The sequence below is a fragment of the Moorena bouillonii PNG genome (genome assembly GCF_001942495.1).
Taxonomy (GTDB): domain Bacteria; phylum Cyanobacteriota; class Cyanobacteriia; order Cyanobacteriales; family Coleofasciculaceae; genus Moorena; species Moorena bouillonii.
Map to the genome: position 1 here is coordinate 7,534,396 of NZ_MKZS01000001.1, position 16,185 is coordinate 7,550,580.

The 16,185-nt window shown below is 42.0% G+C and carries 7 protein-coding genes and 1 pseudogene; 4 read left to right on the top strand and 4 right to left on the bottom strand.

All coding sequences use genetic code 11. From position 1 onward, the window contains the following. The first annotated feature begins 626 nt into the window (after positions 1 to 626). Positions 627 to 1,944, top strand: a pseudogene (locus BJP37_RS30735) (RNA-guided endonuclease InsQ/TnpB family protein). Between the two features lie 215 nt (positions 1,945 to 2,159). On the opposite strand, the gene BJP37_RS30745 reads toward BJP37_RS30735, so the two are convergent. The 3 genes from BJP37_RS30745 to BJP37_RS30755 all read right to left on the bottom strand — a co-directional run bounded on the left by BJP37_RS30745 (position 2,160) and on the right by BJP37_RS30755 (position 6,562). After that, positions 2,160 to 3,077, bottom strand: a complete 918-nt coding sequence (locus BJP37_RS30745; protein ID WP_081431387.1) for a DMT family transporter — start codon at positions 3,075 to 3,077, stop codon at positions 2,160 to 2,162. A 237-nt stretch (positions 3,078 to 3,314) separates the two neighbouring features. Next, positions 3,315 to 4,928 (bottom strand): hypothetical protein, encoded by a 1,614-nt coding sequence (locus BJP37_RS30750; protein ID WP_143727874.1) that lies wholly within the window; start codon positions 4,926 to 4,928, stop codon positions 3,315 to 3,317. Positions 4,929 to 5,017: 89 nt separating this feature from the next. Next, positions 5,018 to 6,562 carry an asparagine synthetase B family protein gene (locus BJP37_RS30755; protein ID WP_075904632.1) on the bottom strand — a complete coding sequence of 515 codons (1,545 nt, stop codon included), beginning with the start codon at positions 6,560 to 6,562 and terminating at the stop codon, positions 5,018 to 5,020. A 2,254-nt stretch (positions 6,563 to 8,816) separates the two neighbouring features. On the opposite strand from BJP37_RS30755, the gene urtA reads away from it, so the two are divergent. Next, positions 8,817 to 13,076 (top strand): urea ABC transporter substrate-binding protein, encoded by a 4,260-nt coding sequence (urtA, locus tag BJP37_RS35065; protein WP_081431388.1) that lies wholly within the window; start codon positions 8,817 to 8,819, stop codon positions 13,074 to 13,076. Here urtA and BJP37_RS37850 read toward each other — a convergent pair. Continuing rightward, complete coding sequence (locus tag BJP37_RS37850) at positions 13,052 to 13,255, bottom strand: hypothetical protein (RefSeq protein WP_143727875.1); 204 nt, start codon at positions 13,253 to 13,255, stop codon at positions 13,052 to 13,054. The two genes, urtA and BJP37_RS37850, sit on opposite strands and share 25 nt — an antisense overlap. A 334-nt stretch (positions 13,256 to 13,589) precedes the next feature. Here BJP37_RS37850 and BJP37_RS30785 point away from each other — a divergent pair, with 334 nt between their 5' ends. Both BJP37_RS30785 and BJP37_RS30790 read left to right on the top strand, forming a co-directional pair. Further along, positions 13,590 to 14,816: a SpoIID/LytB domain-containing protein gene (locus BJP37_RS30785; RefSeq protein WP_075904634.1), complete on the top strand. Its 1,227-nt coding sequence runs from the start codon at positions 13,590 to 13,592 to the stop codon at positions 14,814 to 14,816. An 84-nt stretch (positions 14,817 to 14,900) separates the two neighbouring features. After that, positions 14,901 to 16,097, top strand: coding sequence for an argininosuccinate synthase (locus BJP37_RS30790; protein ID WP_075904635.1), 1,197 nt, complete (start codon positions 14,901 to 14,903; stop codon positions 16,095 to 16,097). The last annotated feature ends 88 nt before the right edge of the window (positions 16,098 to 16,185 follow it).

The window sequence follows — 16,185 nt, forward strand, 5'->3', positions numbered from 1 at the left end:
TTTCAACTAGCTTTACCAGCCCGTAAGGTTGTTGACTACTTCCCGTTGATTAGCGTTAGGTTGACAGCTGTTCGCGAAGCGTGAGCCATTCGCGTACCGTGGCCTTTGCCCAAGGCTCACGGCTAAATACTTACGTTTTTGAGTTTAATAAACTTCATAAGTATGATGTTTTTGACATAAAAATATAGGGAATAAACGCTTAATTAAGCCAGAGTTCTTTTTACGAATCATTTAGGACTGCTATAGAGGAGATTAGGCGCACATAATGTCGAATGAGCGCCTAATCTCCTCTATACGATACTTTGCACGGCAACAACTTGCGTTTTCAACTGGGTGGGATTCAGCTAACTCTAGGGGAGTATTGAGTCGGCACATGTCAAGTATAAACAAGAGTTAGATTTATTACTGAGGTTTCAGGTTTTTGACCGAAAAATCGGGGAGTGTGAGGGGTAAGGCGCAAGCCTAAGCGTTTAGATATGGGGTTAGCCTTACCCCTCACATAAACGAACTGAGCAACGCGAATCCTTTTGGGAAAAACTTTCAATTCAATCAGGAACTTTGGATGGATTTAAAATTGTAGTCTACAATAGAAAGCAGATCGACAAAAAAAGGAGGTGATTAAAAGAGTGCTTGTAATGGAGTTCAAGGCCGTAACTAATAAAGCCCAAAAATTAGCGATAGACGAGGCGATCCGGACATCACGATTTGTCCGAAACAAAGTATTACGCTACTGGATGGACAATAAAGGAGTCGGCAAGAAAGAGCTTTACCGTTACAACACTGATTTAAGAGCTGAGTTCAAGTTTGTCGAGGATTTAAACAGTCATGCTTGTCAAGCGTCTGTTGAAAACGTAGAGCGAGCAATTCATAGCTTTTCTGATAACTGTAAAAAGAAAATCCCTGGGAAGAAAGGTTACCCTAGATTCAAGAAATCTTCTCGCTCGGTGGAATACAAGACTAGTGGATGGAAGTTATGTCCAGACAAAAAGTCAGTCAACTTTACCGACAAAAAAGGAATTGGGAAGCTCAAGCTCAAAGGAACATGGGACTTATGGCGTTTTGATGTAAAACTAATTAAAAGGGTTCGCATAGTAAGTCGGGCGGATGGATACTATGTTCAGTTCTGTGTAAAAGTAGATAATTCTGAAACTGTTGAGACAACAGGTAAGATTATTGGTCTAGACGTTGGACTAAAAGATTTCTATACTGATTCCAATGGATATCGGGAACCATCACCTCGGTTTTATCGAAAAGGCGAAAAGCGTCTAAAGTTCTATCAACGTCGGGTTTCTCGAAAAAAGAAAGGCTCTGCTAACCGAAAGAAAGCCATTAATAGGCTAGGCAGGACTCACCTTAAAGTAAGTAGGCAACGTCTTGAACATGCCAAGAGACTGGGAACGAAGTTACCGTAAGAAGAGTGCAGCCAAAGCAAGTTGGTAGGCTATGCATCAAAGGTGACAGATTTTGTTGTAAGGCTGCACTCTTCTAAGGTTTCGTCTCCGGCACGTTGCGTAATCCGGTCTAACGATCTGGTCGCCTATGTTCGCGAAGCGTGCCGTAAGGCAAGATTTGAGGGTTAAAAACTTAATTAAAAACCACTGTCTGGCCAAGTCTATTAATGATGCAGGTTGGTACCAGTTTCGTGAATGGTTGGAATATTTTGGTCAAAAGTTTGGCAGGATAACTGTTGCAGTGAATCCTGCCTACACAAGCCAAAACTGTTCCAACTGTGGTGAAGTAGTCAAAAAGTCATTATCAACTCGAACACACTCCTGCAAATGTGGGTGTCAGTTAGACCGCGACCACAACGCCGCCAAAAATATTCTCACAAAAGCCTTAAGTACGGTGGGGTTTGAAGTTACCGTAAGTAGAGGGTCGCCTTTACAGGGGACTGGCTATGAGAAAAAGGGTCAAAACTTATTAACTAAGGCGACCCTCTACTAAGGTTTCGTTTCCGGCACACCGGAACTATTTTAAACGCTTGGGGAGAGGATACCTCTACTCTTCTTGGTTCCGGCCTGGAAGAGCAAGTAACCAAGGCCGTAGGCCACGCTACGCGAACGTTGAACCAAGAATCCCCCGATTTCTAATCGTGGGGAGTGTCAAAAACCTCAGATTATGACCGTTTAAAGTATATGCCGATTGCGGTGAGCATTTACTTAATCTGAAACTTGCTTACTTCGATTAATAAGCGTAATACCACAGAAGACTATCGCACCGCCAAGTAAGGATAATGCTGTGGGGACTTCGTGTAACCACAACCAAGCAATAAACGTCGCGGCTACAGGAATCAAAGCTAAATAACTGCCTGCTTGTGAGGCTGGAAGCTTAGACAATACATAAGACCATGCAACGTAAGCCAAAATACCTGGGAATAGAGCCAGATAAACGATTGCTAAAGTTGAATTCAACGGTGCATTAGTAACTGACAACACGGCACGAGGTGCCAAGAAGAATAAACAGATTGCTCCTGCCCAAATTGCATAGGTTATAAATTGAATTACAGTGTATTTCTGTAGCAGTGGTTTTTGTAGCACTGAATACAAGCTGGTTGAGACGGTCGAAATAAAAACGAATAATACTCCTATCGATAGGTGAAAAACATCGCCTTCAGTGAAGGACATATTGCCTTCAGTGAAGGACATAATACCAACACCCACAATACACAACGCAATACCAATCCAACCTATTTTTTTAAGTTGTTCGTTTAAGAATAGTACTGCCAAAATTGCGATAACGCCTACTTGCGTCGAGTTAATAAAGCTTGAGACACCAGCCGTAACAGTAAGCTCACCTGTATTGAGCATGAAATTGTAAAGCGCGATACCGATAAAACCACAAAAGGAAATTAGCGGCAAATCTTCTAGTTCGGGCATTGGCATTCGGCTGATTAGGGCATACACAAGCAGAACCAGAGATGCGACTAGATATCTTAGAAAACCGACTCCGGCAGGACTGTATCCAGCCAGGGAAACCCGAATGGCAGGAAATGCGGATCCCCACAACATAAGTTTTATTAAAATGGCACCAAAAACCAGTGCTTTAGCGCGATTTTCCTTACTAATCTCAATAAACATAGCTAAAAGTCATATTTTTATATTTAATTTGAGTAAAAAAGCACTCACCTAACTCTAACAAATTCTCCGAGATTGATCGCTTGCGATCGCTCTCGGAGTTATTCAAAGCATTGACTGAACCCCTAATTCTTTCCTTCTCAACTGGCCAAAATTTTCGATCTATTAAATTTCAGTAATTCTGAAATCTCTTTTTGGCTGGAGTTGAGATACCTGAATCCCTAAAAATTTAGCTAGTTATTAGAGAAACTTTTGCAATACAAAGTTTCGTGCCAGTACAGGTAGGTTAGTATATTCAGCTAGAGCTTCTATTGTGGTGATATCCCTTTCCTTCGCCAAAGTCAGCAAATCACTGGCACCTTGCTTTACTTGTCTGTACACAATTTCATGTCCTAGACGTTTATGATAAGTAGGTGTCTGTTCATTTTCCATTGCCTTGGTGATGCCTCCATTTTCTGTGGCTCTGAAAAATATTTCCACTTTAGAATTTCCTGCTCCACCGGGAGTTATTGCTTGACCTTGCAATGCCATAATACCCCTGTCTTTGAGAGCTTTCATGATTTCCAATCCTTCATCTCCAGGAGGAATTGCCCAATTTTCTGATAGAAGCACAGTGGAATTGTATGGAATAGCATCAAGATTGGAATGCTTTAGGGCTTTACCGAAAGTCATAGCAATAATTACCCTCGGTTCACCATTTTTACCCAATGCTTCATCAGTAAACTTTCCTGGCTCTGCTAAAGCCACACCCCAACTGGAGGGAATTCTTTGGAATGCTTCACCATTCATACGGTATCGTTCGCTTTCCAAGATGGGAACCAGTTTTTCTCCTGTGGTAGAATCTGTCTCTACAGGTTTGGTGTAGTCATAGGCTATATCTGAGACTAATACATTTTTAAAACCCTTTTCTGCCAGTCGTTTAGCTGTATCTGAACCCATTGCACCTGCTGCACCGATTAGTGAGATGGGAAGATTTTCATCGTCAGCATTAAATAATCCTTGCTCACTAGCTGCATCAAAGGCTCCAAAAAATCCACTGACTGTGTAGGCTGCTTTACCTCCACCTCCACCAACAGAGGCATCAACACCCAAAACTTGAGGTGTATGCTCATGAAGATAATCAGCTAACCTTTTATTCGGACCAAAATCAGGTGTAATGAATAGTGCACCGGCTGGAATGAAACTGTCTTCTTCTACAACATTCCCTTTAAAATCGATTTTTGTTGCTCCTGTTTGACCATTGAGGAATTTTCCTACCTCCTTGAAGATAGAAGAATACACTTCATAGGCTTTTGGATGGCTGGCATCGACAATAATCTCATGTATGTCTAAATTTTCTGATAGTATGATAGCCCGTCCACCTCGAAATTCAAGTTTTAGAAAATCCCGAGAAAAATCATATCCTTCAGGAATATCTTTTTGTGCTTCATTTTGTGCCTTCAAGTAATTTTTTATTTTACTTTCAGGTGAAATTAATTCATCTAAAGCACCCTTTTCATTTGTCTTACTAAGATATTTATGTTTAGTATGACTTTCATAAAATGAAAGCTTTAACAAAGACTCAAGGGCATTCAAACGGCTTTGCTCGTAGTCTCCCTCCACCGGAGGCTCTGCACGGGTACCGCCATAGGAGGAGTTACAATTTAATACTGCTTTTAAGTTTTTTGGATCACTAGTGCCGCTGTTATCTGGATGTACTAGTACCTCAGGACTATCAACGGATTCCCGATTGATTGCTAGAAATACAGTAGCGGTATTGGGAATTGGAATTTCATATATGTAGGTGTGTATGTTGACATACTCCTGTGCGGTTAGCTTGAGTACGTTAACTTCAGGTAAAGCTTGCATTGACATAAGTAAGTTTTATCCTTGTTGCAACTAAAAATGAGGTTTTAACGCTCTTAATCTTCTGTTTTTAGATTAAGCTTTTATCTGTCAACAACTCAACTAATTTTAGTTAGTTGTTTTGAGTCCGAACTCCATTCAAAATAACCATTAGATGAAAAATCTAAATTTGGCTTTTTGTATCGCTCATGGGGAATCGGAAATCCAGCTTTCAAATATTCCTCCAATAGGTATGCACCATCGGTAGAGTCTATTTTTAATCTGGATAATATTTTTTGTTCTACCGCTGAGGTCTGACTACGAACAAAATCTAATAATTGAGATAGGAGACCAGAACCTTCTGGTAATCGAACCTTCTTCCTGAGCCTAATATAATCTGGCAAATAATCTGCCATTGCCTCTCGTAATATCCACTTTTCAATACCATTACGTAGTTTAAGCTCAAACGGGACATTATACGCAAAACGCAGAAATTCTTTGTCCATGAATGGTGGACGTGCTTCAACGGAGTGAATCATACTGCATCGATCTGATCGTTGTAGATCTGTGCGGTACAAATTGCCCAGACGATAGGTCATTAAGTATTCAGGATCGGGAGAAGTTTTAAAGAAATCATAACCGGCTAAAACCTCATCACTTCCATCTCCGATGAGAATAATTTTGATGCCTGCATTTTTCGCCATTTTGTAAGCGAAATACATAAGGGAGGCATCCATAACATCGATGGTTTCAAATGTTTCGCAAATGGAAACAATATTAGTAACATTGCAAATCAAATCGTCAATATTAAGATATTGAACTTTATGGTCAATCTTATTTTCTTCACAGTATCGCTTAGCTATTTCTACATCAGGGGAACCTGGGAAACCAATGGTAAATGCTGTAATGTTATTGTGATATTGCCGAGCAATACTAAGCACTGCTGCACTGTCAATTCCACCACTAAAAATCATGCCAATTGGTAAATCTGTCTGCACCATTTTTTTGACAGAATTCACAAACAGCTCTTTGAAATGAGCAATTATTGAGGTTTCATCATTGTACTCTATAGATTCTTTTGATAATTTAAAATACTGTTTAGTCTTGCCATTAACAATGAAATGACCTGGTTGCAGTACTTGAATATCGTTACCTAATTGTATCAGGCACTTGATTTCAGATGCAAAATAATAAGCATCGCCTTTTTGTAAGTAATAAAGCGGCTTAATACCTATATGGTCTCTAGCAGCAAAAAACGTATTACTTACGCTATCGTAAACCACAAAGGCAAACATCCCATCCAGATGTTCTACTAATTTCTCTCCCCACTCCTGATAGCCATGCACCAGGACTTCTGTGTCACATTCTGTTATGAATTGGTACCCTTTAGCAGTTAATTGATCACGAAGCTCTAGATAATTGTATATTTCACCATTCTGGACAGCATATATACTTCCATTGTTCCCTATCAATGGCTGACGCCCATGTGCTCTATCTACGATAGCTAACCGATTACATCCAAGAGTAGAATGACCTACTGAACTCAATTCAGCAAAGTTAGTTTCATCGCCACGATGTCTGATTTTTGACAGCATTACACGAACTTGATCTTCATTTTGAAGCGATGTTGAATTTGAATCAACAATAGCGACGATTCCACACATAATTTACTTTATTTACCTCTGATCAAATGGTATTTTTTCAGTCCAAAAAGATTATAGACTAAACTGAAAAAATTACATAAATCTCTTATATATGCAACCATATTAGGAGACATATTAGGAGAATTAATTACGGACAAAACTTAATAACATGCATTAGCAAATGCTGGGTTATCTATAAAAAAACAGATAACTTATAGAAAGACTAGTAGGAGATTAATCTTTGTTTTCATTGATTTTTCTATCGTCAATTTATTTATCCTCAATTATTGAAACACAAAAAATAGATTTTGTCAAGTTTGATCCGGATTTTTTTTTCATTCTAAGGCAAAGCATCCAAAACCATGCTGCCTGCCATATCTAGGGAAAATTTTCGATAGGATTCAGGTAGGGAATCAGGGCAAACCCATCTATCTAAATTTAGTTGATAAGTTAGTTTACAAGTAAATCATTTTATGCTTTATCTCAGTTAGGGTAATTGACATTGGAATCGAGTGATAAAATCACTGTAAAATGATCCAAAACTTGAAAGCACAAGGCCAGTTATAAAGCGCACAAAGCCAGAGAAAATTGGGCTAAGTGCCACAGGGAGACGATTGGTGAGCTATTGGAGAATATTCATTACCCAGATCTAGTTTCGCCACTCGACTACGCCGCCCTATGACTCAGCCACGCTAGCAGCCAGAATTTTCATTACTGAGTTATTGTCGATCAAGCGTACTCTAACGCTTCATCTTCAAACTCTGTTTAGAGTTAAGGTGATCGTTAGTAGGACGCCGTCACCGCATTGAATAATCGCTTCCCAATCTGGGCAGTGTCCTGACTGCCCTTGGAGCGATTTGCTCTCAAATATTTCATTAATGCTCCACTTATATTGAAGTTTAAACTTTAGTGCTGCAAGTTTTATTCACGCTTGGCTTAGTATCTCACACTTTTTGCATCACAAAAAATTTTTTTTTATGGAATGTGATTAAAAATACCTTGAACAATGACCAGATGTGACCTGCCTAAATCACCTTAAATCTAGAGTGTGAAAGCACTTAGCTGAACTAGGTATTTGCGAAAATCCGGTAAAAATCTAGCGTTTATATTTGAGATAATTATATATTTTAAAAAAAAAATAATAAAAACTAATAACTCAATAGTAAATAAATATAGTATAATTAATGCCCTAGCCAAATAAACGTTAATAAATGTTATAAAATCGATGATTTTGGTCTAAATTTGATAGCATTATATTTTAACCAGTAAATCAGGTTAAAATTTATTAAAAAATTAACCTATTTGGGACTTAAACCGAGTATAATAGTAGCCCTTCGACAAAACCATTAAAAAATTTTAGGGAATCGGGAGCTTTGATCGAAATTTGATAGGATAGTAATTTAACCAGTAAACTAGTATACAATTTATTAATTATTTGGTATATTCGGTAATTGTTGTGCTAAAATTGTCTTTTTAAACTAAGCATTCAGGTATCAGCCATTGGCCGTTACGTCCCAGCGTCGTTCGCACAGCGTGGCCATTCGCGTAGCGTGGCCATTCGCGTAGCGTGGCCAAAGGCTTTGGCCAAAGCCTGTGCCACAAAGCACCTCAAGTAGCGTGAGCCTTTAGCTCACGGCTGACCGCTGACCTCTGTTGGCTGAATGCTTATCTCATAACTCTATATATCATCTACTTGAGTGGTGGGATGAGTTCACTTTTATCAGCAACGCCAAACAAAATTTTTTCAGTGATAGTATCCAAAGAGACATCAGAGATTTGTAAAGAATTGTATAGTCGTTATATTGAAATATAAGTTCACAGGAAATTTTAAGTTATTTATATTATTGTTGTACTAATTGGTTGAGGTGCAGTGTAATTGACTTAATCGGGAAGAGGTAAATGGTGGGAGGGAATAAAAGATGGAAATTAAAACTAAAATTTCGAAATTTTTCCTAAATTTTGCCACTTTTCTCTTGATTCTCTAAATTTTACTTCTATAACCACAACTGCCCCAGAAACTAAGTCATCTTCGATGGGTTGTGTAGGTAGTTAACAGGTTGACCCGAAAATATTTCCTTTACCCTCACGGAAATTCCTCCCCTAACACGGTTTTATCCTGACTTAATCAGGGTGCTCGCTACATTCGCACTTATATAACATTGATTATTTAATAGTAGGTCACGTCGCCTGGGGTTGCTAGATAAACCCAGAGTGAGAGGCTGATGGGTGATTAAAAGTTAAAGATTTGCAAATAAATATTGCAGGAATTTAAGCAATGCCAAGTTTCAACACTGATAACCCCTGTATACGAGTTGGTATATTGCATTCCTTAAGAGGTACTATGGCAATTAGCGAAGCCCCCCTGGTGGAAGCTGAGCTGATGGCGATCGCAGAAATTAACCAAACCGGAGGAGTTCTTGGTCAAACTATCGAAGCGATCGTTGAGGATGGCGCATCGAACTCAGCGGAATTTGAGAGCAAGGCCAGAAAACTGATTCAACAGGATCAGGTAGCCACAGTCTTTGGCTGCTGGACGTCTGCTTCTCGTAAGGCAGTTTTGCCTGTATTCGAGGTGTTAAATTCTCTGCTATGGTACCCCCTACAATATGAGGGTCTGGAATGTTCCCCCAATATTTTTTATACCGGGTCTTGTCCAAATCAACAAATTGAGCCAGCGGTGAACTGGCTGGTGAAAAATTACGGTAAGCGATTTTATCTGATCGGTAGCGACTATATTTTCCCCCTGACTGCCAACAAGATTATTAAAGCGCAACTGAAACAACTGGGGGGAACAGTGGTTGGGGAAGATTACATGGCTCTAGGCACTCAAGATATGGGAGAGGTGATCACCAAAATTAAACAGGTTCAACCAGATGTGGTCTTCAACACCCTCAATGGTGACAGTAATGTAGCCTTCTATCGCCAGTACAAATCCTCTGGAATTACAGCTGATGACATTCCGATTATGGCAGTGAGTGTGGCTGAGGCGGAACTCCAAAGGATAGGGGATACAGCGGCGGGACATTATGCCAGCTGGAGCTATTTCCAGAGTCTGAACACTCCTAATAATCAACGGTTTGTCCAGAATTTTCAGCGTCGTTACGGAGCTAACCGAGTGACTAGTGACCCCATTGAAGCCGCCTACGCCCAGGTTTACCTTTGGAAACAAGCCGTGGAATCCGCTCAATCATTTGAAGTAGACCGGGTACGGGTGGCAGCTTATGGTCAGAAATTTGATGCTCCCGGAGGATTAGTCCAAATCGAACCGAATCACCATATTGGTAAAACATGCCGGATTGGGCGGATTTTGCCTACTGGACAATTTGAAATTGTCTTTACCAGTGAACGTCCGATTAAACCCCTACCCTGGTTAGGGGTTGAAACCTATAACTGTGCCTGTGATACACAAACTCACCAATACAATCGGTCGTCTAGTGGGACACCATTGATCGAACCCTACAGCACAAATGTGGTGATTGAATTATTGGCTGAGGTGTCTCAATGGATTGAAAAAGCTAGGTATTTCGAGACCAATGCACAAGCATTAGAAATGGCAACGGAACAGTTGAAACATGAAATAGTTGAGCGGCGACGAATTGAAGCAGAACTCCAGAAAGCCTTCGATGAGCTAGAGCTAAAGGTTGAACAACGCACAGCTGACTTAAAAGCATCTAATGCTCAGCTAATGACGGAGGTGCGAGAGCGTGAGCAAGCTCAAGAAGAACTCAGGGCAGCTAAAGATCAGTTACAGGCGGTTTTGGAAGCAGTACCGGGGATTGTCTCTTGGATTAACTCGGATTTGCAATACCTAGGTGTGAATCGCCATTTAGCCAAAACCTTTAACTTGCCCTCAGAGGGGTTTGTGGGTCAAGACATTGGTTTTCTTCAGGCTAGCTCAGAGTTTAATGACTTTGTCAAGGAGTTTTTTGCCACTCCAGAACAAGATGCTTGCCGAGAAGTCTCGGCTATCGTCAATGACGAAAAGCGAAACTATGTAATTGTTGCCCAGAAGTACCATCAAGGCTCAGCTGCTTTCACCGTTGGGATTGATATTACCGAACGTCAGCAGGCCCTTGATGACCTGCGCAAGACCAAAGATCAGTTACAGGCCGTGTTGGAGGCAGTACCGGGGATTGTCTCTTGGATTAGCTCGGATTTGCGCTACTTGGGTGTGAATCACCATTTAGCCAAAACGTTTCACTTGCCCCCAGAGGCTTTTGTGGGTCAAGACATTGGGTTTCTTGAGGCTAGCTCAGAGTTTAATGACTTTGTCAAGGAGTTTTTTGCTAGCTCAGAGCAAGATGCTTGCCGAGAGGTGTCGGCTATCGTCAATAACGAAAAGCACAATTATGTGATTGTTGCCCAGAAGTACCATCAAGGCTCAGTTGCTTTCACTATTGGGATTGATATTACCGAGCGTCGGCAAGCTGAAGAAGCCCTGAGGCAAGCTGAAGCGAAATATCGCAATATCTTTGAAAATTCTGTAGAAGGTATCTTCCAAACCACCCCGTCAGGAGGTTACCTTAGTGCCAACCCAGCTTTAGCTCGCATCTATGGTTATGAGTCCCCAGAAGTATTAATTAATAGTGTCTCTAATATTGAGCAGCAACTTTATGTTGATCCGAACCGTCGCTCCCAATTCATCCAGTTATTAGAAGAAAATGGTGTAATTGTAGATTTCGAGTCCCAAGTCTATCGCCAGGATGGCAGTTTGACTTGGATTTGCGAAAATGCCCGTGTCATTAAAGATGAATATGGCAATTTGCTCTATTACGAAGGTACTGTGGAAGACATTTCTGAGCGTAAGCAAGCTCAGGAAGCCTTGCAAAAAGCCAATGAAGTGTTAGAAACCCGAGTGGAGGAACGAACAGCAGCACTACGGGACGCCAATCATCAACTACGGATTGAGATTGTAGAGCGCAAGCACATCGAAGCAGCACTACGTAAATCCGAAGCTGAGTTGCGGGTGCTGTTTGGAGCGATGACCGATGTGATTACTGTTTTTGATCCTGAAGGACGATACATGAAAGTAGTCTCGACCAATTCTGAGGTTTTATATAGTCCAACGACCGAACTACTTGGTAAGAGTGTCTACGAGGTTTTGCCCCCCAAGCAAGCTGAAATTTTTGTCACCCATATCCGGCAAGTCTTAGATACTAAACAAACCCTGAATATAGAATACAGCTTACCCATAGGAAATTATAAAGTAGGAAGTATTAAGGATGCAATTAGTTCTAAATCAAACTTGAATGGCCAAAAACATTCGGACTTCGATTCCGATAATATAGTGCATCAAACTAACAAATCATTTCACACTTTATCTGAGTATGAAAAACTTTACGAATTCAATGGCCAAAAGCTAGTGGGGCAAACTGACAAACTTTTTCATACTTCATTAAGAGGTGATAATTCCCAGGTGTGGTTTGCTGCGAGTGTCTCACCCCTGCCAAACAATTGTGTGATTTGGGTCGCCCGTAATATTACCGAGCGCAAACGGGTTCTAGATGCACTCCAGGAAGCTGAAGAGAAGTATCGTAGCATCTTTGAAAATGTGGCTGAGGGGATTTTTCAGATTACACCGGATGGGCGGTACCTGAGTGTTAATCCAGCTTTAGCTCGGATGTATGGCTACTCTAGCCCAGAAGAAATAGTGGCTAAAGTGACCGATATTGAACAGCAACTCTATGTCAACCCGAACAGCTATGCTGAGTTTATTGCTGCGGTTGAGGAGCATGGTGCTATCTCGGATTTTGAAGCTAGGGTTTATCGACAAGATGGCCAAATCATCTGGACATCCCAGAATGCTCGTGTTGTGCGTGATGCTGAAGGGAAACTACTGTACTACGAAGGCACTGTCGCCGACATTACCAAGGGCAAACAGGCAGAAGCAGCACTGAGAGCTGAACAAGAAAAGTCGGAACATTTGTTGTTGAATATTTTGCCTCACTCCATCGCCCAACGATTAAAACAAGAGCCAAAAGCTATTGCGAATCGCTTTGAGGAAGTAACAATTCTGTTTGCTGATATTGTGGAGTTTACCAAGCTTTCTGCTCGCATCTCTCCCACAGAATTGGTTAATCTACTTAATCAAATTTTCTCAAGCTTTGACCAACTAGCGCAGCACCATGGATTAGAGAAAATTAAGACCATTGGAGATGCCTATATGGTTGTTGGTGGTCTACCTAACCCTAGGGATGACCATTCAGAAGCGATCGCAAACATGGCATTGGATCTGCAACAGGAAATTACTCGTTTCCAGCGGGATGATGGAGAACCATTCCGCCTGCGCATCGGGATTAACACTGGTCCTGTGGTAGCTGGGGTGATCGGTATCCAGAAGTTTATTTATGATTTGTGGGGGGATGCGGTTAATGTGGCATCTCGGATGGACTCTCAAGGGGAACCTGGGAGAATTCAAGTTACTGCTGCCACTTACGAGCGTTTAAGAGACAAGTATTTGTTTGAAGAGCGAGGAATTATTAATGTGAAGGGCAAAGGAGAGATGATCACCTATTGGCTGACTGGGCGAAAGTAAGTGATTGTGGAAGGTTGTTCGCTCTTGGCGTCCGAAGTAGGGTGGGTTGAGGGTTGTTCGCGTAGCGTGGCCAAAGGCCAAGGTTGAGGGTTGAAGGTTGAAGGTTGAAGGTTGTTCGCGAAGCGTGGCCAAAGGCCAAGGTTGAGGGTTGACCCCCTGCCGATCTTTGGGAGGATCAAAGCTTTAGTGTTAACTAGCAATTACCTGATTCATCTTCCATCGGCCTCTGCTCTATATATTTTTTTTTACTTTTTTGTAAAAACGTTTCACCAACATGCTAGCATTTTAAGCTTTGCTTGTCAGTAAATACACTTTGACACATCGTGCCGGTTTTTTGTGAAAGAGTTTGTCCAAAATTCATCCCACACTCAAAACGAAGTGTTGAGATGTGGGATGAATTTTGGCGGAAGCTAAGAAAGGGATAAGCTGTCTGTCACTATCCAGAATTCCAATAGGAATGCTGTATTATATAGTGTAATAGCCGGTGAAGCAAGTGTTTAATTTTAATTACAAATGACGAAATCAGTGTTGTGGTCAATTGCCCTATTTTCAATTGCCCTATCTGTACCTTTAGTCTTAGCGAAATCCCTGTCACCTGGCTCTGAGTTAGAAACATCTTCCTCAACGTCTTCTGCTCCAAATTCCCCAGATCAAGTTTCCCCTGAGTCGGATGGGCTGTCTAACCAAGAGGATACTCCCACATCCGAACTAACATCTACCGCCACAACTCCAACACCATCCCCATCTCCTACCCCCAAGGATGAGAATTCCACTGTCTCTAAGTCACCACCTTCAGCAACCCTAGCCCAAACTAAAGCTACCCAAGCATCAACCTCTAGCAAGCAAGACACGAAACAATCTACTGCTACTACCAAGGATAAATCCCAGGATAAATCAGATCAATCAGCCAAGACTGAGTCTTATAATCATAACAACCAGCCGCCCAGCCACTCTGAAGGAGCTACCAAAAATCAGCAACCAGCACCAAAGCCATTGAATGATGCTCCGATCTTAGAAATGCGAGTTGCTGTAGCCAATGGTGTTAAGTCTCTGGTAGTGGCTACTTCAACACCGGGTGAGTTGCTAGATGCTAGGGGTCAGCCCCTGGGTAAACTAACGGCCAATCAGGGAAGTAATGTTAAACCATTAGGGGACTATATTCAAATTGGTAACTATAAGACCCCCGCAGGGCTTTGGGTGAAGCCAACTAACGGAGGGTATGTATTAGTGGGAAATCGCTGGTATCGAGGGGATTTGCTATTGATTTCTAAGGGAGATAGCATCTTGGCAGTAAACTACGTTGACCTTGAGCTTTACCTGACTTCGGTGGTGGGAGCGGAAGTGTATCCTAGTTGGCCAATGGCAGCTCTGAAAGCACAAGCCATTGCTGCTCGCTCCTATGCTTTGGTTCATGCGATTCGACCCGCTAGTAAGTTCTATGATTTGGGAAACACTCAGCGTTGGCAAGTTTACAAAGGAATCAAATATGAGTGGAACACCACGGCTCAGGCAGTTCAAGAAACTCGCGGCATTTTTCTAAGTTACAAAGGTGGGGTGGTAGAATCCTTGTACGCGGCTTCTGACCATATTGTCAAAAATGTATTTGGTGGTCAGGGTATGAGTCAAACCGGAGCTCGTGACTTGGCTAAGCAGGGTTACACCTATCAAGAAATTTTAGGCAACTATTATCCAGGGACTAGTTTGGCTTGGATTGATACTGTTGAAGCTGATTACGATTAGAATTTTGTGGCAATTGAGCAACCCTATTCTGGAAATATGTGGATAGAATAGATATTTTGTTGTTTTCCACAGGGTAAAATTCTCATGAGCCGTGCTGACAAAGTTATTCTAGCATATTCCGGTGGCGTAGATACGTCGGTTTGTATCCCTTATCTCAAAGAAGAATGGGGAGTCAAGGAGGTGATCACCCTAGCGGCAAATTTAGGTCAGGGAGATGAACTAGAACCAATCAGACAAAAAGCCTTGGACGCTGGGGCAACAGAATCCTTGGTTGCTGATGCGACCTACACCTTTGTCAAGGACTATGCGTTTCCAGCTATTCAGGCTAATGCTCTTTATGAAAGTAGCTATCCCCTCTCTACTGCTCTGGCTCGTCCGCTGATTGCTAAATTATTGGTGGAGACTGCTGAAAAATATGGTGCAGATGCGGTAGCTCATGGTTGTACCGGTAAGGGCAATGACCAAGTGCGTTTTGATGTGTCGATTATCGCCCTTAACCCCAACTTGAAAATATTGGCACCAGCTAGGGAGTGGGGTTTCTCTCGTGAAGATGCGATCGCATATGGTGAGCGCTTTGGTATTCCCTCACCAGTGAAAAAGTCTTCCCCCTACAGCATTGACCGTAACCTGCTAGGGCGGAGTATTGCAGCGGGGGTGCTTGAAGATCCGATGGTAGAACCACCAGAGGAAGTTTATGCCATGACAAAAGCGATCGCAAATACACCAAACGAGCCAGAGTATATTGAAATCGGCTTTGAGGGGGGTGTTCCCACTATACTTAACGGTAATCTCCTTGATCCGGTTACTTTGATTAGTCAACTCAACGAGTTAGCTGGCAATCACGGTGTGGGACGGATTGACATGATTGAGAACCGGGTAGTTGGTATCAAAAGCCGAGAAATTTACGAAACACCAGCCCTATCGGTGTTGCTCCAAGCTCATCGTGACTTGGAAAGTCTGACCTTGACTGCTGATGTTACCCAGTACAAGCGAGGGATTGAAGACACCTACAGTCAAATGGTCTACAAAGGCTTGTGGTACAGTCCCCTTAAGGATGCTTTGGATGCTTTCATTCAAAAAACCCAGGAGCGGGTATCCGGTACAGTTAAGGTTAAACTTTTCAAGGGTAATGCCATAATTGTAGGACGTCAGTCAGAGAATTCTCTCTACACTCTGGAACTGGCTACCTACACCTCAGAAGACCAGTTTGACCACAAGGCTGCTGAGGGTTTCATCTACTTGTGGGGATTACCAACTCGGGTGTGGTCAGCAAAAACCTAGAAGATAAGAGCGAGGGTTAGCCACCCCAGCGTTCGCGCAGCGTAGCCATAGGCTATGGGATTGATCGCTGGGGTGGTTGTGGAGCGAC

Excerpts from the sequence above, each read along its gene's own strand:
- BJP37_RS30790 (WP_075904635.1), top strand. The coding sequence starts at position 14,901 with ATGAGCCGTGCTGACAAAGTTATTCTAGCATATTCCGGTGGCGTAGAT.
- BJP37_RS30785 (WP_075904634.1), top strand. The coding sequence starts at position 13,590 with ATGACGAAATCAGTGTTGTGGTCAATTGCCCTATTTTCAATTGCCCTA.
- BJP37_RS30755 (WP_075904632.1), bottom strand. The coding sequence starts at position 6,562 with ATGTGTGGAATCGTCGCTATTGTTGATTCAAATTCAACATCGCTTCAA.
- BJP37_RS30750 (WP_143727874.1), bottom strand. The coding sequence starts at position 4,928 with ATGTCAATGCAAGCTTTACCTGAAGTTAACGTACTCAAGCTAACCGCA.
- BJP37_RS30745 (WP_081431387.1), bottom strand. The coding sequence starts at position 3,077 with ATGTTTATTGAGATTAGTAAGGAAAATCGCGCTAAAGCACTGGTTTTT.
- urtA (WP_081431388.1), top strand. The coding sequence starts at position 8,817 with ATGCCAAGTTTCAACACTGATAACCCCTGTATACGAGTTGGTATATTG.